20 protein-coding genes are annotated in these 16747 nt (G+C 48.6%); 4 read left to right on the top strand and 16 right to left on the bottom strand.

Annotated features, from left to right (window positions below):
- The 3 genes from ACES2G_RS08515 to ACES2G_RS08505 all read left to right on the top strand — a co-directional run bounded on the left by ACES2G_RS08515 (position 1) and on the right by ACES2G_RS08505 (position 2927).
- Complete coding sequence (locus tag ACES2G_RS08515) at positions 1-1689, top strand: protein-arginine deiminase family protein (protein ID WP_347357148.1); 1689 nt, start codon at positions 1-3, stop codon at positions 1687-1689.
- Positions 1686-2186, top strand: coding sequence for a hypothetical protein (locus ACES2G_RS08510; protein ID WP_347357149.1), 501 nt, complete (start codon positions 1686-1688; stop codon positions 2184-2186). Before ACES2G_RS08515 ends, ACES2G_RS08510 begins: the two co-directional genes overlap by 4 nt.
- A 90-nt stretch (positions 2187-2276) precedes the next feature.
- A complete protein-coding gene (locus ACES2G_RS08505; RefSeq protein WP_374001820.1) occupies positions 2277-2927 on the top strand; it encodes a thermonuclease family protein in 651 nt (216 codons plus the stop codon).
- Here the strand turns inward: ACES2G_RS08505 and tsaE are convergent.
- From tsaE to ACES2G_RS08430, 15 genes are all read right to left on the bottom strand, one after another.
- Positions 2924-3370 (bottom strand): tRNA (adenosine(37)-N6)-threonylcarbamoyltransferase complex ATPase subunit type 1 TsaE, encoded by a 447-nt coding sequence (gene tsaE, locus ACES2G_RS08500; protein ID WP_347357153.1) that lies wholly within the window; start codon positions 3368-3370, stop codon positions 2924-2926. The genes ACES2G_RS08505 and tsaE overlap by 4 nt on opposite strands.
- A 1-nt stretch (position 3371) precedes the next feature.
- On the bottom strand, positions 3372-4097 hold the full coding sequence (locus tag ACES2G_RS08495) for a pyridoxine 5'-phosphate synthase (protein WP_347357155.1): 726 nt from the start codon (positions 4095-4097) through the stop codon (positions 3372-3374).
- A 43-nt stretch (positions 4098-4140) separates the two neighbouring features.
- Positions 4141-5514 (bottom strand): phosphoglucosamine mutase, encoded by a 1374-nt coding sequence (glmM, locus tag ACES2G_RS08490; protein WP_347357196.1) that lies wholly within the window; start codon positions 5512-5514, stop codon positions 4141-4143.
- A gap of 1 nt (position 5515) precedes the next feature.
- Entirely contained in the window at positions 5516-5938 is a 423-nt protein-coding gene (locus ACES2G_RS08485) for a CdaR family protein (protein WP_347357157.1), read from the bottom strand.
- On the bottom strand, positions 5938-6747 hold the full coding sequence (gene cdaA, locus ACES2G_RS08480; RefSeq protein WP_347357159.1) for a diadenylate cyclase CdaA: 810 nt from the start codon (positions 6745-6747) through the stop codon (positions 5938-5940). The genes ACES2G_RS08485 and cdaA overlap by 1 nt, the downstream gene beginning before the upstream one ends.
- A gap of 78 nt (positions 6748-6825) precedes the next feature.
- Entirely contained in the window at positions 6826-8766 is a 1941-nt protein-coding gene (gene ftsH / locus ACES2G_RS08475; RefSeq protein ID WP_347357160.1) for an ATP-dependent zinc metalloprotease FtsH, read from the bottom strand.
- 99 nt (positions 8767-8865) lie between these two features.
- Complete coding sequence (gene tilS / locus ACES2G_RS08470; protein ID WP_347357162.1) at positions 8866-9816, bottom strand: tRNA lysidine(34) synthetase TilS; 951 nt, start codon at positions 9814-9816, stop codon at positions 8866-8868.
- Entirely contained in the window at positions 9817-11166 is a 1350-nt protein-coding gene (locus ACES2G_RS08465) for an NAD-dependent succinate-semialdehyde dehydrogenase (protein ID WP_347357164.1), read from the bottom strand.
- Positions 11167-11238: 72 nt separating this feature from the next.
- Positions 11239-11469 carry a hypothetical protein gene (locus ACES2G_RS08460; protein ID WP_347357165.1) on the bottom strand — a complete coding sequence of 77 codons (231 nt, stop codon included), beginning with the start codon at positions 11467-11469 and terminating at the stop codon, positions 11239-11241.
- A 61-nt stretch (positions 11470-11530) separates the two neighbouring features.
- Positions 11531-11899 carry a hypothetical protein gene (locus tag ACES2G_RS08455; protein WP_347357167.1) on the bottom strand — a complete coding sequence of 123 codons (369 nt, stop codon included), beginning with the start codon at positions 11897-11899 and terminating at the stop codon, positions 11531-11533.
- A complete protein-coding gene (locus ACES2G_RS08450) occupies positions 11889-12320 on the bottom strand; it encodes an SRPBCC family protein (RefSeq protein ID WP_347357168.1) in 432 nt (143 codons plus the stop codon). Before ACES2G_RS08450 ends, ACES2G_RS08455 begins: the two co-directional genes overlap by 11 nt.
- Before the next feature lie 75 nt (positions 12321-12395).
- A complete protein-coding gene (locus ACES2G_RS08445) occupies positions 12396-12872 on the bottom strand; it encodes a hypothetical protein (RefSeq protein WP_347357170.1) in 477 nt (158 codons plus the stop codon).
- Between the two features lie 39 nt (positions 12873-12911).
- The gene (locus tag ACES2G_RS08440; RefSeq protein WP_374001819.1) at positions 12912-13205 is read right to left on the bottom strand and encodes a hypothetical protein; all 294 of its coding nucleotides are present in this window, start codon (positions 13203-13205) and stop codon (positions 12912-12914) included.
- Positions 13206-13207: 2 nt separating this feature from the next.
- On the bottom strand, positions 13208-14173 hold the full coding sequence (glpX, locus tag ACES2G_RS08435; RefSeq protein ID WP_347357173.1) for a class II fructose-bisphosphatase: 966 nt from the start codon (positions 14171-14173) through the stop codon (positions 13208-13210).
- Positions 14152-14574 (bottom strand): acyl-CoA thioesterase, encoded by a 423-nt coding sequence (locus ACES2G_RS08430; protein WP_347357175.1) that lies wholly within the window; start codon positions 14572-14574, stop codon positions 14152-14154. The genes glpX and ACES2G_RS08430 overlap by 22 nt, the downstream gene beginning before the upstream one ends.
- Positions 14575-14634: 60 nt before the next feature.
- Between ACES2G_RS08430 and pgsA the strand changes: the two genes are divergently transcribed.
- Positions 14635-15198, top strand: coding sequence for a CDP-diacylglycerol--glycerol-3-phosphate 3-phosphatidyltransferase (pgsA, locus tag ACES2G_RS08425; protein ID WP_347357176.1), 564 nt, complete (start codon positions 14635-14637; stop codon positions 15196-15198).
- 150 nt (positions 15199-15348) lie between these two features.
- On the opposite strand, the gene ACES2G_RS08420 is transcribed toward pgsA, so the two are convergent.
- Positions 15349-16665 carry a TolC family protein gene (locus tag ACES2G_RS08420; protein WP_374001818.1) on the bottom strand — a complete coding sequence of 439 codons (1317 nt, stop codon included), beginning with the start codon at positions 16663-16665 and terminating at the stop codon, positions 15349-15351.
- Positions 16666-16747: the final 82 nt, after the last annotated feature.

Genomic DNA, 16747 nt, shown 5'->3' with positions numbered 1-16747 from the left:
ATGATGCTTCTTCTGCATCTTCTCTTGAACGTAACACTCGCCCAAGCAAACCCTAATTCTTGCAGCCAACACAACCCGATGAGCCCCGATGTCCCCGCTTGCCCAAACAGCGGCAGCAAACTGCTATCGGAAAACTATCCGATCATGGCAGCCACGGTGTCGGATGATGCAGGCGGTTCCCGCTACGTTAAAGAATACGTCACCAAAGTTCTAAAAGCCCAGCCATCCAAAGCCCCGCAGTTCTTCCTGCATGTCACTGACGAAACTTGGTCTGACGTTGTCCGTGAAATCAAAAAACAGGCTCCAGACGAAGCCACAGCGCAACGTTGGATTGCGGGTCTGAGCCGGGTTCAAACACGTCATCGTTGGAATTGGCAACAGGATTACTTTGAAAGCTTCTTCGACAGCAAAACTGGAAAGCCCGTCTTGCGTGAAGTTCAAGGGTATGGCCGTCATGGCAATGCCTTTAATGATCTGGTCAAAAAGTCCAGCGCAGATTGCTCGATCAGCGCCGGAAAACAACTGACCAATGATCAATACAAATCCGGACATAGTGGTGGAAATATCGAAGCCGTCAACGGACTTTGTCTGGTTGGATCCGATCACTTCGAAGGCAACGAATGGGATAAATATGCGAAAGTCACCTGCGAGAATCCCGCTGCCGCCGTAAAAACTCCTTCAGATTTTTTAAATGTCGGCCACACTGATGAGTTTTTCAAAACCCTGAAAGATCCTTCACAGCAAGCCCCTTGTGACTTCAGCCTGGCCTTTGCCAGCCCTAAAAAAGGTTTGGAGCTGCTGAAGAAAAACCCACAAGGCCGGGCCTTTGATTTTTCCCACCTGTCACCTGATGAAATCATGATTCGCCTGAGGCAGGCGCCGTACAACCGCGTTTGCAGCGAATTTGCCTATACTAAAGCGCTGGAAAAGCGTGGCACCAAACCTGGTAACAGCAAAGAAAAGCGAATGCGCGGGGTTTCCAAATTCCTGTTTGATATCATTTTGCCGCCCGTTTCTGCCGGAAGCTTTATCGCCTCCCAAAAGGATGCGGAGTCTTTGCGTATGGAAAGATATCTGGAAGATCTCAATAATGAAGGCATTTCAGATCCACCAATGGATCGGGGCGATGACAGTCGTCGCCAGGCCCGTATTGATCGTCTGAATCGCCAGCGGGCTCTACTGCGACAAGCCGGCATTCTTAAATCAGAAAGCGACACTTCAGTTCTGAAGGATTGCTACAACATGACCAATAAAGATCTGGCTAAGATGTTTGAAGACGACTTCGAGATGAAAGAATTCAATGAGTCCGTGGAAAAAGCGACTCAACAATTCAAACAAGATCTGCTGGCAAAATTAAAAAAATCTTATCCGCAGTGCAACCCCAAAACTGTGGACCTGCCCGACTTGTTCCTGGGCGATATGGACTACGACACCAATCCTCCCACTTATGCCATGGGAACTGCAGACTCCGTTTTTCCAAATCCCACCAACGGCGAGATTGTGGAAAATACATTCATTTTGCCAGAGCCGGTTAATCCGGCCTTCAAAGCAGATATCGACAAATCCATCAAGGACCTAGGGCTTAAAACAGACTATATCGACACCCATTTTGCTCATACGCTCAATGGGAATCTGCATTGCTCCAGCCATGCCATGCGCTATTGCCGACCGCAAGGAGACCAGAAATGATTCGACTGATGATACTGACCAGCCTTGCCTTCTTAAGTTTTTCGGCAGCAGAAGCTCAGTCCAAAAAACTGATGTATTCCTGTCAAGTGCAGGACAAGTGGTTGCAGGGACAAAAGCTTTCCGCCGGAATTGATATTCAGGACCTGGATCATGCGAATCTGACCATCCAGTCGGCAACTGAAACCGTCACATGTCCTCTTGCCGTGGAAAGTGTTCAGGACGCCTCCCGAGGCCGTATTGCCAAGGTCATCTTCCTGATGACTCCCGAAGCCTGCTCACCTCCTGAAAAATCGTTTAATCGCAATCTGCGTCGCCGCTTCGAGCTTCATATTGATGCCCAACCGGGCTCCACAGGGGGTGCGCAGCTCTCCTGGCGTCATCGTGGAAATCGTTCTCAGTGCAAAGAAGTCGTGAACAACCTTAAGTCCCACGGTATCGGCAATAAATTTCATCCGACACCCACGACCTCAAGCAAAACCGCAGCAGGGACACGATAAAGGCTCTTAAGCCTTGCAAAGCGGGAAATTAATACGCTCTTTCGATCCCCGGCTTGAAATCCGCTGGAAAACCGATTACTTCCATAGGTCATGAAATACCTGTCCTATGTCTTCATAGTCCTTTTGTTTCCTTCTCTTCTCTGGGCCCAAGGCACGCGCATCAAAGTTATCAGCGTGCATGACGGCGACACACTGACGGCCGTCGGTGCCGATGACCCCACTCTGCGCTACAAAGTTCGACTGATGGGCGTGGATACACCCGAAGTTGACTTCATGAAAGAAACACAAGGAGAAGTTGCCATTTCTGCCCGGGACTTTTTAAGATCCCAGATCCCTGCAGATGGCATCATCACACTCAGCGACGACAGTCAGGTCGACAAGCACGGCCGAATTCTGGGGCGACTTCTGGTTGGCAACAAAGATCTGAATCTGGAAATGTTGAAAAACGGCTGGGGCATGATCTACTTTATCTATCCCTTTGAAAAACGCATTGTCAGCGATTACAGCCGCGCCTCCAAGGAAGCCTATGACAAGCGCCGCGGTGTCTTTTCAAATGATTATCGCGACACTCAAGAGCCCTACCAATTCCGCATGAAAGTACAAAAACAGGTCGGCAGAAATCCTGTCGGCGATCTGGAATTAAAAAAGATTCTACCACCGGAAGAGATCAATAAAGTTCCGGTATGGAAAAGAGTCTTCTTCCCGAATTATGAGATGGCCTACCAAAACGGTTACAACTAAACCAGGCGTGTGGTGATTTTTCTCTCGGTTTCAGAGAGCTTCTCAAAGACGACTTCGATTCTTTGCCAGTTCAGTGGCAGGTAATCGAAGTCCAGACGGTTCGCCCACTCGATCACAATCAAAGAATTCTTTTGTGCAAACAAATCCCAGAATCCTGAGCTTTCCAGATCGTCATCGTCTTTCAGACGATACAGATCCAGGTGGTCCATGGCTTTACCCTCGGCGTTTTCATAGCGCAGATGAATGGCGAAAGACGGAGACTGAACATCACGCATTCCCAAAGTCGCAGCCATCATCTGCACGGATGTGGTCTTGCCCGCCCCCACATCACCGCTCATAAGCAAAATACAGCGATCATTCAGATGCGGAAGGAACTCTTGCCAAAAAGCTTTGAGTTCCTCGAGGTTTTTCACAATTCTTTGGGAATTCAAAATGGTGGACATGTTACTTTAAGATTTTTCTCATCTTACGAACAGATTCTTCCATGCCGTGCTCTAGCGCGTAACATACCAAAGAATGTCCAATATTCACTTCCTGAAGATGCGGCAACTTATTGATAAGCTTGGAGTGTTCATAATCCAGACCGTGCCCAGCATGAACATTCATCCCCAGATAATGAGCCCACTCGGCCGCATCACACAAACGCTTCCATTCCGCGTTCTTTTTCGCTCCTTTAAGCATCACCCATTTACCGGTATGAAACTCAACAGCGTCAGCACCTGCTTCATAGGAAGCTTCCACCTGCTCAATAGACGGTTCGATAAACATGGAGATCTCAATCCCGATACGCTGAAGCTTTTCCACCATCGGAAGCATCTTCTTCATACCTCGCTTCACATCCAGACCACCTTCCGTGGTCAGCTCAGCTCTTTTTTCAGGTACAAAACAAACCCAGTCCGGACGGTACTTCTTGGCAAAAGAAACCATCTGCGATGTCGCAGCCATTTCCAGGTTCAAAGGCACCGGGCATTGCTTGGAAAGAACTTTCAAGTCCTCTAACTGGATGTGACGACGATCTTCACGAAGATGGATCGTGATCTGCTCGGCCCCGCCTTTGACAGATTTCTTCACCATATCCAACAAATTAGGATAAGCCGTTGTTCCTCCACGCACCTGACGAAGCGTTGCTACGTGGTCCACATTCACACCAAGACGAATTTTATTTTTCATAATTCTTCAGGATGATCCGGCTGGATCATCCCCCTTTTTCTTCTTAAGACAGTTCTTTTTCCAGGAAGGAGGCGATCTCTTCCGCAAACTGAGTGATTTGAGTTTTATCAGAGCCTTCCACCAGAACCCGAATCACAGGCTCTGTTCCAGAGAAGCGCACAAAGACACGACCATTCCCCGCCAGTTTCTTTTCAACGGCGTGAATCATATCATTGTATCCGGCAAGCTCGTGCAGCTCTGCACGACGCTTCACCCGGCAATTGATCAGGATTTGTGGCACGTCTTCAAAGACGTGATTCAAATCGCTCATCTTCTTGCCTGTTTGCTTCATTACGGCCAGCACACTTAAAGCCGCGATACAGCCGTCCCCCGTGGTCGTGTGATCCAGGAAGATAATATGCCCGGATTGCTCACCACCAAGGTTGTAACCGTTTTTGCGCATTTCTTCGACGACGTACTTGTCACCCACGCCCGTTTTAACAAGCTTGATGCCAGCTTCATTCATGCGTTTTTCAAGACCGAAGTTCGACATCTGGGTCGCCACCAAAGTGTCGCCTTTCAACAGCCCACGCTCTTTCATATGCAGAGCACAGATAGCCAGAATACGGTCGCCGTTTACGATCTCGCCTTTTTCATCCACCATGATCACGCGATCCGCATCTCCATCCAGACTGATGCCGACATCGGCGCGGTATTGCAAAACGGCTTCTGCCAATTTTTGTGGATAAAGGGCGCCGACCTTATCGTTGATGTTAATACCATTTGGATCATCACCCAGCAAAATCACTTCCGCGCCCAACTCTTGAAAGACGGACGGTGCCACCTTGTAAGAAGCCCCATTGGCCGTATCCAGCACAATGCGCATACCGTCCAGAGTGTACTCCAGAGGGAAAGTGCCCTTCACATAAACAATATAACGACCCTGGGAATCTTCGATACGACGAGTGCGGCCGATCTCTTTGCTCGGCGGCAATAGTGGTGTCAGATCTTCTTCCAGAACCAGACGTTCAATCTCGCGTTCCATGTCCTCAGAGATTTTAAAACCATCAGAACCAAACACTTTGATTCCGTTATCATGAAATGGGTTGTGCGATGCCGAGATCACGATACCAGCGGCAGCACGCATGGTGCGAGTCAGATATCCAATTCCCGGTGTTGGCAAAGGGCCTACCAATTGAACAAAAATACCCATCGAGTTCAAACCGGAAGCCAGAGCCTGTTCAATCATATAACCAGACAGACGTGTGTCTTTGCCGATTACGACCTTACGAACTGCACCTGGCATATGCTCGACTTCCTTGCGCAGCAGATAACCGATGGCCTGACCGATCTTTACAACCATGTCCGGAGTCATCGGCCACTGATTGGCAGTGCCCCGAATACCATCTGTACCAAAGAGTCTTGTTTTCTTTTCCACTTTATTGGCCTTTTTGTTCGTCACGAGGCTTTTCCTTTATAGACAATACTTCAGCTTGAATTTGATTAGGACGGACACCCAAGATGCGAACCCCTATTGGAACATCGATCTTGTTCAGTGGAATATCCACATTCACCACGCCCTCACCACGCTGAGAAATATCCAATGTGATATTCTGCGACAATGAGCTTTCCAAAAACTTTTTCAACGAAGAACGCGGGCCAGACACCTTGACCTTAATATGATCAGTCGTTTGCGCCACCACATGAGTGCCCGGCGCAGTAATCAGCTCCACGTCGATATTTTTACTTAATACGAAATCCCGGCGTCCCAAAATAGTCAGCCATAGAATCAAAGAGATAAATAAAGCGACAACTTTATAACTGAAATTTTCGGTAATAACATTCGACCAACGGCGCTTCATCAGACCTCCCCTTGCTGAGAGAAGGCTTTGTATTTAAGACCGAAGGTTTCATACAAGGCTTTACGAATATCACCGAGTTCGACGTTAGGACTCAAGTGGCCCCCTTGAACAATACCGATGGATTTATTTTCTTCGGAAACAACAAAGACCAAAGCATCAGTTTCTTCCGTCAATCCAATTGCGGCACGGTGACGGGTCCCCAGATTCTTATCCAAGGCAGGGTTTTTACTAAGCGGCAGGAAACAGCCGGCAGAATGAATTTTACCATTACGAATCAACACGGCCCCATCATGCATCGGACTTTCCGGATGGAAGATGGAGGCCAAAAGCTCGGCCGAGACTTTAGAGTCCATTTCAGTTCCGAATTCGATATGATAGTCGATCACGATTTCCCGTTCGACCACCACCAGCGCCCCGAAACCTTTTTGCGCTGTCAGAATAATCCCTTTGGCGATCTCTTCAATGACCTGGGTTTCCTGAATCGTGGAGGCATCACTGAAGAAAGGATTGCTTCCGATATGTGCCAAGGCCCGACGAATCTCCCCTTGGAACAAGACCACCACAATCACAAATAAATTAGAGAAGAATTTTTCCAGAATCCAGTTGAAGGTAAAAAGCTCCAGCCAAATGCTGAGAATGTAGCCAATGGCCAAAACCCCCAACCCTGAAAGCATCTGGATAGTCCCTGTTCGCTTGATCAGGACCAGGATACGATAAACCACCATCCACACCAGAAGCATGTCGATTGCATCCTGCACACGCAGGTGCTGGACGATAAAGACAAGGTTGTCGATGAATTGCTGCAACATCAAGATGCCTTTATAACTGGTTGTCGTTAAAAACACCTGCCGACTAAAAACGTCGGCAGGCTCAGTATTCAGAATTTCTTAGATCGTAACCGGTCCCGTGTTGCCCACCGGATCGCCGGAAGATCCTTTTTTCTCCGCGGCACTCATGATCGCCGCGTTGGCGTCTTTTTTGGTGTTACGGTATTTTTCAATCTCCGCAACAGCCGCGCCATTCACCAACATATCCACCTCATGACCGTCGATGGTTTCGTACTCAAGCAACGCTTGAGTCAAACGCTCCAGCGCATCTTGATGATCACGCAAGATCTGGATGGAAATGTCGTAACCATGTTTGATGATCTTTTCAACTTCAGTGTCGATCTCTTCGGCTTTTGCTTCAGAGTATTCTTTCTGCTTGTTGCCATAATTCATACCCATGAACACCGGATTATCGCGAGTTTCATAAGCCAAAGGCCCCAGCTTGCTCATACCCCATTCGCACACCATACGGCGGGCGATCTCAGTGGCACGTTCGATATCATTACCAGCACCGGTAGTAATATCCTTAAAGATCAATTCTTCAGCCGCACGACCACCGAACAGGAAAGCAATCATGTTTTCAGCTTTGGACTTGGACAAAGACACGCTTTCTTTTTCCGGCAAGGTCTGAGTCACGCCCAAAGCCATACCGCGAGGAATGATTGTCACTTTGTGGATTGGATCCAAACCAGTTAATTTTTTACCCACCAACGTGTGGCCTGCCTCATGGTAGGCTGTGACCTTTTTATCTTCATCAGAAATCACCATAGAGCGTCTTTCAGCACCCATTGTGACTTTATCCTTGGCTTTTTCGAAGTCTTCCATATCCAGATACTTCTTATCTGAACGAGCTGCCACCAGGGCTGCTTCATTCACCAGGTTTTCCAAATCCGCCCCTGAGAAGCCCGGAGTACCGCGAGCAATTTTAGAAGCATCCACATCCGGACCCAATGGAGTCTTACGCATATGAACCGCAAGGATTTGCTCGCGACCCTTCAGGTCTGGCTTATTCACGATCACACGACGGTCGAAACGACCCGGACGAAGAAGCGCGGGATCCAGAACGTCCGGACGATTTGTCGCTGCGATCATGATCACACCTTCAGAAGATTCAAAACCATCCATCTCCACAAGCAACTGATTCAGAGTTTGCTCACGTTCATCGTGACCACCACCCATACCAGCACCACGGTGGCGTCCAACCGCATCGATCTCATCAATAAAGATCAGGCACGGAGCATTCTTTTTACCTTGTTCGAACAAGTCACGAACACGGCTGGCACCGACACCGACGAACATCTCAACGAAGTCAGAACCAGAGATCGTGAAGAACGGCACACCCGCTTCACCCGCCACCGCGCGGGCAAGCAAAGTCTTACCAGTCCCTGGAGAACCAACCAACAGAACCCCTTTCGGGATACGTCCGCCGAGTTTTGTGTATTTTTTCGGATCTTTCAGGAAGCTGACGATTTCTTGCAGATCTTCTTTGGCTTCATCCACACCCGCGACTTCTTTGAAGGTCACGCGGTTTTTATGCTCTGTCAGAAGACGCGCACGAGACTTGCCAAATGACATGGCCTTGCCGCCACCCACTTGAATCTGGCGCATGATGAACAAGAACATCGCCACAATCAGAATCAATGGCAACCAGTTCACAATCAAAGACTGGAAGAAGCCGCCGTTGTCAGCACGCTCATAGTTCGGAGTGATTCCGTGCTGCTGCAGGAACTTATACCCTTCATCTTGAGTGTTACCGATGATGGCAAAGTGAGTTCCGTTATATTTCTTTTCAAAATCAGACTTCATCTCACCAACAATTTCACTGGTGTCCTGACGGAAGGTGACAGTTGCCACTTCTCCGGCCTTTACAGCCTCAGTGAACTTGGAGAAATTGAAGTCCGCAATCGCTTTTTGATGCTTGCTCTCATAGGCTTGGAATAAAAACACAGCCATGATGATCAGGAAGAACCATAGAGCCAGCGTTTTCTGGGTTGATCGCATTTCAGTTCCTTTCAGTCGAAGGTCTAATTACCCCTCAAGGGTAGCATGATTACCATCTCAAAAAAAGAAACTTTAGAGTGAGAAATGAGTCCTCTCAAATCAGGACTGGACCTTGATTTGCTCTGCGTTAACTTCCCATTGGCAACCAGCGACTTTGAATGTGATCACTTTTTGTGACTTGTCCAGGCGCTTTTGAATTTCTTCGAGATGAGATTGCGAAAAATCTTTTTTCCCGAGAGAAAAAAGGTACTGGGCCAGCAATCTTTTTTGCTCAAAAGGACTCAATGTGAGGTAAAAAGCTCTCTGCAAGCCCTGTGACTTATAAGCCTCATTTTGGCTCAAAAGGTCTCCCCATGGGCGGGTTTCAATCTCCTGCGCTATCGTCTCCAAGGACCGCGACAACGCCGCCATCGAGCCTCTGGAGCGCTTTTCGAGAGCTTTTAACCACTCTTCACGCAGCCAGTTACGCAAAGGGTCCAGAGACTGATTGGTTGGGTCTTCAAAGCTTCGCAGTTTCTCTTCCCGAAGGTACTTTTTAAGCTCCCTCTTGGAAATATCCAAAAACGGCCGGAACAATCCATCCCGCAAAACATGCATCGCGGTAAAACCTTGCGCCCCCGTGCCACGGATCAAACGAATCAGTCGAGTTTCCAAGAGGTCATCACGATGATGCCCGGCTGCAACAATATCGAACCCCTGCTCTTTCTTCAGACGCTCTACAGCTTCATAACGCAGGTCGCGATACTCGGCCTCAGACTTGGCCAACTGAGAAGCCTTCAAGGGGAAAAACTCCACTGCCAGTTTTTTGCACAGCTTTTCGCAAAACACCTGAGCTTCCTTGCGGTACTCCTGGTTGGAGTCTTCGCCATGATGGAAATAACAAACACCCAAAAGATCCTTTTTATGAACCTTGGTCAAAACCCGCAAGAGCGCCACCGAATCCGTCCCGCCAGACAACGCCACCAGAATCTTTTTATCCTGCAAACCATGCAGCTTGATCAGTTTCCAAACATGATGATCCAGATCCTGCTTTGCTCTTGTCAGCTTCACCTAAACTCCTGCGACAGCCACTGTTTTAATATTCACAAATTCCATGATCCCGAAGCGCCCCAGCTCTCGCCCATAACCGGATTCTTTAACTCCGCCAAAAGGAATGCGCGCATCGGATTTCACATAATCATTCACTACGACAAATCCGGCCTGCAACTCTTTTTCAATCAGCTCTTTGCCTTTTTGCGTGTTCTTGGTAAAAATGCCCCCACCCAATCCAAACGGTGACGAGTTGGCAATTTCCAAGGCCGACTTTTCATCTTTGGCGATAAAGACGGAAGCCACCGGACCGAAAACCTCTTCCTTGTGAACTTCAAGATTGTCCTGCTCAAAAACCACGACCGTGGCCGGGTAAAAAGCTCCTGGACCTTGAGGTGCAGATCCACCAAGAACCACTTTACCGCCCCAACTTTTTAACTTTTCCACTTGGTTCACAATGGTTTTTTGAAACTTCACTGATGCCAATGGCGCCAGCTCTGCCACTTTCATTTCATTGGCAAAGTGATGCAAGAAATCTTTGGCCACCTTTTCATGCACGATGAAGCGCTTCCCAGCCACACAGCTCTGCCCACAATTCACCAAGCGCGCTTTGGCACAAGCCTTTGCCGCCATCTCAACATCGGCATCAGCCAAGACCAGATAAGCATCACTGCCCCCCAGTTCCAAAACGATCTTTTTCAAATTTTTTGCCGCTTCAACAGCCACGGCCTTCCCACCCTGACTGCTTCCAGTGAAAGTCACCCCATGAACTGCCGGATGCCCAATGATCTGTGCAGCCACTTCGTGATTCACCTGAAGATTGCGCAAAAGCTTATAGTTCGGTGTCAGATCGTTAAAAATCTTCCCAATCAACTCTGCCGTTCCCGCCGTCAGGTCAGCGTGCTTTAGAAGAATCACATTGCCTGCCATCAAGGCCGGGGCCGCAAATCTTAAGACCTGCCACAGCGGAAAATTCCAGGGCATCACACTGAAAACTACACCCAAAGGCTGAAAGCTGACTTCGGCATGCGCATACGGGGAAGACGGAGCCACTTGATTTTTAAGCATGCTCTCAGATTCTTTGGCGTAGTACTCGCAAGTCACCGCGCACTTTTCAACTTCCGCCTTACCCTCTGCAATCAACTTTCCCATTTCTTGATTCATCATCTGAGCAAGATCATTTTTGTGCGCCCGCAGTGACGTCGCCAGTTTGTTTAAAGTTTCCGCGCGATCTTGAAAGGAAACCTTGCGCCAAACTTGAAAATCCCTGGCCGCTTGTTCGATTTGTTTTTCTGATTCAACCCAAGAAAGATGTTGATAGGATTTAAGCACATCCCCTGTTGCGGGGTTCACGGTTTGAAAACTGCTCATGACAACCTCCGAAAGATTTAAGGTTGCCACACTTACAAGGCGCGCGCCTCTCTCGGCGCGTCGGATGAGATCTTACAAAGCGAAGAACACTTCCTTAAAGGAAACCACAAGGCCCCCTAAGAAAGCCATTGTCATCGTTCCCCACGCAAGGGACTTATAGAACTTGCCAAGCTGCATAGCGCCCCTGGCATAAGCACGCTCGGCTGCCAGAACAGGAATAGGCCTTAAGACCGTTCTGATAAACTGATGGCAGCAAGCGCAAAATAAAGTCACAGAAATAAGGCTTAATAGAAGTTGTTCCATGCCAATCTCTTCGGCAAGAAACTGTCTCAACTTGAGATCGCCTTAGGTCTAGGAATGAGGCTTAGGACTTTTCCTCGGAAGAGTCGCCGTTGTCTTTTTTGATAATATCGATTTCAGCAGTGATCTTAAACTTATGCGTTTCCGCAAACTTAGAGGCCTCTTTAACGAAATCAATTTTTTGAATGATTCCAACAATTTCCTTAGTCACTCTTTGAGTGACTTCTTCTTTGGATTTGTTGGCCCCCTGAAGCAGCATGTTCAAGGCCTCTTTGGGAAGCTTCAGTTCAGAGACATAGGCACGCAGGCTTTCTTCGGTCATAAAAGCCGCGCTGACACCTGCGGTGAAGACCTTCTTCACCGTGTCGCCCAGAAGACCTTTCAGATCCCCGGATGGGTCCTTGTCATCTTTTTTACTTCCATCAGTTGCCATAAAGTTGTTTCACTCGCTTGTGATAGCTGCTGATCATATTGGGCAAATTCACACTGACCAAGGCATTGGCAATCGGACCCGGAACAAACATACTGAAAGTCGCTTCCACAGAATACGTCGCACGCGTTTTACCAGCTTCGTCTTCCAGCTTCCAGGAACCCACTGAGGTCTTAAAGACGTCGCCTGACGCAAAATCCCAGGTGATGCCTTTGGGGGCTGTTTCTGTCATCCACAAAGAATACTTGAAACTCTTAATCACAGACACGTTGTATTCTACCAGTTTGCGATTGCCTTCTGTTTTAAGCACAGTGCATTTTTTAACTTCTGGCAGGAACTCATGATATTTTTCGTAGTCAGAAATGATTTTAAAGAATTGCTCGACAGTACAATTAAAAACTTCTGTTGTGGATGCTTTTGCCATAGGCCTTTAGTGTGACTATATGTTTACAACGAGTCAACGCGGGCCTAGACCACAATAACAATTATGTTACATCGACTAAGGTTGCGTCCTTCGGTACCACTGCTGCAACTGCCGCTCCAGAGCCTGCGCCAACTCGCCCGCTGTCACGGGAATGGCATCATGAGAAATCACATTCCCACGCTCCGTTTCAACCAATCGGTACCGCGCTCCCCAGTCCAATTCACCCTCGACAGAAACCCGGAACAGCCACTGATCCACATCCCAGTTGCCATTGGCATCTTTCATCCATTGTTCGGAAACCAGCTCAAATCGCCCCGCAACAAAGACGTCGTTTTGGTCAAACCCACCCACACCACTAATATAGTCCGCCTGATGGGAGCCACGATCATCTATCTGAGTTATTGCTGTTAAAGTGGAATAAATGCCGTAACCGGTATCCTGCTGAAAACCTTCAGTGGTCACTTTGGACGTCAACAAGTCCCAACGGGCATCCGCCAATACAGTCCAAGGAAGAAGCAAAGAGATCAAGATAAGAAGGAAGCTTTTTTTCATAAGAAAAAGCCTAAGACGACCTGCAATCTGAACTCAAGCTTATTTTTTCTTAAATAGCGCTTCCGCCGCTGCTCTTAAGGCCGCTTTCTTGTCTTCAGCTGAGTTCGCCCCTTTGCGAGGCGTGAAGTAATCACAGAAATTCGCACGATCCTTTTCGCGCACAACATCAGCCTGAGTTTCACGGCATTCGTTGTAAACCTTCGGATCGTAATGTTCACAGTTTTTACAAACATGCACATCCGAGCGACACTGAGGACACTCGTCACGACGGCCGACGTTCCCCTGGAACGTCAGCTCTTTGTTGCAGTTAAAACAGTGAAGCGTTGTCGCCATGTCTACTTGCTCGGCTTGCGGGACAGATCGTGGAAAGCTTCAATCGTACGGATGGTTCCGGTTTGAGAGCGCATCACCACGGAATGACTTTTGGCTTTTCCATCAGGAAGGAAGCGAACACCTTTTAAGAAAGGACCATCTGTCACACCTGTTGCCACAAACATCACAGAGCCAGACGCCAATTCATCCACAGTAAACTTCTTATCCAGATCTTTGATACCCATGCGAGTCGCGCGCGCACGCTCCTCGTCGTTTCTGAATTTCAGACGCCCCTGGAAGTCGCCCCCCAGACACTGCATTGCGGCCGCAGAGATAACACCTTCGGGCGCTCCACCAATGCCCATCAAAAGATCAATGCCAGAATCCGGCCATGCAGCCCCGACAGCGGCTGACACATCCCCGTCCCCGATCAAGTGAATGCGCGCACCCGTTCGGCGCACTTCCGCAATCAAAGCCTCATGACGTGGGCGGTTCAAAATCACGACGGTCAGATCATTCACCGCTTTATCCAAAGCCTTGGCAACAGCATGAATGTTTTCCGTCGCGGATTTATCGATGTCGATGGAACCTTTGGCCGCCGGACCGCAGGCGATTTTGTCCATGTAGGTGTCCGGAGCATGCAGGAACTTACCTCTTTCCGCCACGGCAATCACAGAGATGGAGCCCACTCCACCTGTTGCACAAATAGTCGTACCTTCCAGTGGATCCAAAGCGATATCCAATGCCGGAGCATCGCCACCCGAGGTGTCACCGACTTTTTCACCGATATAAAGCATCGGCGCTTCGTCACGCTCACCTTCCCCGATCACCACAGTGCCATCCATGCGGATGATGTCGAAAGCTTTTCTCATCGCATCCACGGCGGCGGCATCAGCGGGTTTTTCTTCACCACGTCCCACCCAACGAGCGGAAGCCAGAGCGGCTGCTTCGGTTACACGTACGAATTCTAAAGCCAGGTTTCTGTCCATGGTTCTTTCTCCAGTTCGTTATTCACAATGGCTTTCATATCTGCCGGAAGTCTTAATAATTTCAAATCCAACCCCAGTGGGACGTGGATGGTCTTTGCCACCGAACACACCTCACCAGCACGGCCACGCAGACGATACTGGAACACCAGTCGATTGCCTTCCGTGCGGGCCTGAACCTCGATCTCCAGATCATCACCAAAGAATGTCGGTTTCACATGTTTTACCTGCGTCTCATAAACTGCAAAATGACTGGCCGACCCAGGTTTTTGGTAATCCAATAAACCCTTGGAATGCGCCCACGCGACCCGAGCTTCTTCGTAAAACCGAAGATAATTGCTGTGGTGAACAATTCCCATCAGGTCTGTTTCGTAAAACTGCACTTTATGACGATGAATAAACATTGATTATTTCTAGTCTAAATTGCTACCTTAAGTCTAGCAATTCTACGGAATGGAGAGCTTGTGGCCGTTACAGAGTTTCAGAAGAATCTTGCAACCAGAATCACTCTGAGCCGAGTGTTTTTTGTGCCTGTTATTGTGGCACTCATGTGGCCGAACACGATGCCGTGGAATATCGCTGCGGCCTGCTGCTTTATTCTGGCTTCCATCACTGATTACTACGACGGCTACTATGCCCGTAAATACAATGCCGTTAGCAATTTCGGCAAATTCATGGACCCGATTGCTGATAAAATCCTGGTCACTAGCGTCCTGGCCATGCTTTTGGCTCAAGGCAAAATCGACGCCTGGATGGTGATCATTATTCTGGCTCGAGACAACTTTATCGGGGGCATCCGCTCTGTTGCTGCGGCAGATCAAATCATTATTGCGGCCAAACCGGCCGGAAAATGGAAAACGGCCATGCAGATGGTGGCCATTCCCATTGTAATTATTGGAAATATGGACCCGATCGTGCCCTATTTGGACAAAATCGGCTACGGGGTCTTGTGGGTCAGCGTCATTTTGAGTATAACCAGCGGTATTGAGTACTATTTAGGTTATCTTAAGAGTCGCAAAGCCGACTAACTAACGGACGCGTATGTTGATGCAATACACTCCCAGCAATTGGTTCTTTATCTTCCTGGCGCTGCTTCTATGCAGCTTCGTGAAGCTATCTTCTGGGAAGCCGCAAAGTCCGATCCAATACGCCAGTGCGAGTATTATTTCCGCCCTTCGCTAAAACTGAACCAACTGCTGCCCTGTGCTCATTTCCAAATTCACAATAGCCTCGATGGCTCCGATCTGAGCATTCACGACGCCCGCCCGGGCTCTGAACAACTCTGCCTCCGCATCTAACACGTCCGTATTAGTACGAGCCCCTACACGCTGTCCTTCACGGGCCAAGCGAACACTTTCTTCAGACTTTTGCACGTCACTGAGCCGCGCTTCATAAACAGCACAGTAATAAAGATATTTTTTCTTCCAGAGATCAAAATCGCGCTGAGCTTTAAGCTCTGACTGGCGCAAAGTCTTTTCGGCCTGATATTTCTGTTCAATGCTTTGTTTCGACTTGGAAATAGACGTCATCCCGTCAAATAGATTCCAATTCAAAGTCACGCCAAACTGATAGGCATCCCTGAAGTCGTCATAATCATCAAAGCGGTCATTGCGATTGTTGTAGTATTGATATTGCCCCACTAATGCGATCCGCGGCACCCAGTATTTTTCGGCAGAGTCCTCTTGATGTGCAAAGCCTTCCGCCTTTTGACGAAGAGCCTGCAAATCCTTGCGCTCGGAAGCTTCAAATTTTTCAAGCCTCGCCACCAGCTCCGGTTTTAATCTTGGCAAAACCCCATCCACGTCGGAAACGTCTTTATCCATACCCAAGGCCTCACTCAAACGACCACGACTGAGCTCGACATTATCTGCGGCATTGAGAAGTTCGGATTGCGCTTCGCTCACTTGGACCTCCACACGCAGCACATCGTAGTTCGTGGAAGAACCGACCTTTTTAAACAGGCGGACATCTTTCAAGTGATCTTCCAAAGCACGCACATTTTGCTCGGCCACGGATTTCAGCTCCTTGGCCGCCAAGGCCTTATAGAACAACACCGTGACTTCACGCTGCACCTGAAACTGAGTCCAATCAAAGTCGTTCCTGGCAGATTCCTTAAAGGCATCCGCACTGAGATATCTGTTCGTGCTGGAGAAACCGTCAAAGATGGACCATTGAGCCGTAATGTATGCGTTGGTCGTGGGCACTACCTGAGGAATCGACAAGGGTGACCCGGCCAGATCCACATCCATCAGGACATATTTTTTATCGAAGAGATAGCTGGCCTGAGCGGATAAGGTCGGCAGAAAGCCGGAATAGCTTTCCGTTTTCTTCCAACTGGTTTCGCGATATTGAGATTCGGACCTTTGCACTTTGGGCGAGTGAGACATCGCTTCTTTCAAGGCCTCTTCCAAGCGAAACCCCGCCGCCAAGGCGATGCTTGATGAAGCAAGCAAAGAACCAACAACAAGAATTCTGCCGATATTAACTGCACCCATAAGCCACATCATCTTTCTTCACCATCACCCCAGAGTCAAACAAGCCTTAGTCAGGAGATGCCTAAGAACAAAAAAGATCCTA

This window comes from Bdellovibrio bacteriovorus (genome assembly GCF_041888015.1).
Lineage (GTDB): Bacteria > Bdellovibrionota > Bdellovibrionia > Bdellovibrionales > Bdellovibrionaceae > Bdellovibrio.
Note: the sequence above shows the minus strand (reverse complement) of the source record. Positions and strands in the feature narration are given on the sequence as shown.

What these genes read in the sequence shown, in the direction of transcription:
- ACES2G_RS08455 (WP_347357167.1), bottom strand. Translation starts at nt 11,899, where the DNA reads ATGGCAACTGATGGAAGTAAAAAAGATGACAAGGACCCATCCGGGGAT.
- tsaE (WP_347357153.1), bottom strand. Translation starts at nt 3,370, where the DNA reads ATGTCCACCATTTTGAATTCCCAAAGAATTGTGAAAAACCTCGAGGAA.
- ACES2G_RS08440 (WP_374001819.1), bottom strand. Translation starts at nt 13,205, where the DNA reads ATGGCGACAACGCTTCACTGTTTTAACTGCAACAAAGAGCTGACGTTC.
- ACES2G_RS08420 (WP_374001818.1), bottom strand. Translation starts at nt 16,665, where the DNA reads ATGGGTGCAGTTAATATCGGCAGAATTCTTGTTGTTGGTTCTTTGCTT.
- glpX (WP_347357173.1), bottom strand. Translation starts at nt 14,173, where the DNA reads ATGGACAGAAACCTGGCTTTAGAATTCGTACGTGTAACCGAAGCAGCC.
- ftsH (WP_347357160.1), bottom strand. Translation starts at nt 8,766, where the DNA reads ATGCGATCAACCCAGAAAACGCTGGCTCTATGGTTCTTCCTGATCATC.
- ACES2G_RS08465 (WP_347357164.1), bottom strand. Translation starts at nt 11,166, where the DNA reads ATGAGCAGTTTTCAAACCGTGAACCCCGCAACAGGGGATGTGCTTAAA.
- cdaA (WP_347357159.1), bottom strand. Translation starts at nt 6,747, where the DNA reads ATGTTGCAGCAATTCATCGACAACCTTGTCTTTATCGTCCAGCACCTG.
- ACES2G_RS08485 (WP_347357157.1), bottom strand. Translation starts at nt 5,938, where the DNA reads ATGAAGCGCCGTTGGTCGAATGTTATTACCGAAAATTTCAGTTATAAA.
- ACES2G_RS08510 (WP_347357149.1), top strand. Translation starts at nt 1,686, where the DNA reads ATGATTCGACTGATGATACTGACCAGCCTTGCCTTCTTAAGTTTTTCG.
- ACES2G_RS08495 (WP_347357155.1), bottom strand. Translation starts at nt 4,097, where the DNA reads ATGAAAAATAAAATTCGTCTTGGTGTGAATGTGGACCACGTAGCAACG.
- ACES2G_RS08515 (WP_347357148.1), top strand. Translation starts at nt 1, where the DNA reads ATGATGCTTCTTCTGCATCTTCTCTTGAACGTAACACTCGCCCAAGCA.
- ACES2G_RS08445 (WP_347357170.1), bottom strand. Translation starts at nt 12,872, where the DNA reads ATGAAAAAAAGCTTCCTTCTTATCTTGATCTCTTTGCTTCTTCCTTGG.
- ACES2G_RS08505 (WP_374001820.1), top strand. Translation starts at nt 2,277, where the DNA reads ATGAAATACCTGTCCTATGTCTTCATAGTCCTTTTGTTTCCTTCTCTT.
- ACES2G_RS08460 (WP_347357165.1), bottom strand. Translation starts at nt 11,469, where the DNA reads ATGGAACAACTTCTATTAAGCCTTATTTCTGTGACTTTATTTTGCGCT.
- ACES2G_RS08430 (WP_347357175.1), bottom strand. Translation starts at nt 14,574, where the DNA reads ATGTTTATTCATCGTCATAAAGTGCAGTTTTACGAAACAGACCTGATG.
- ACES2G_RS08450 (WP_347357168.1), bottom strand. Translation starts at nt 12,320, where the DNA reads ATGGCAAAAGCATCCACAACAGAAGTTTTTAATTGTACTGTCGAGCAA.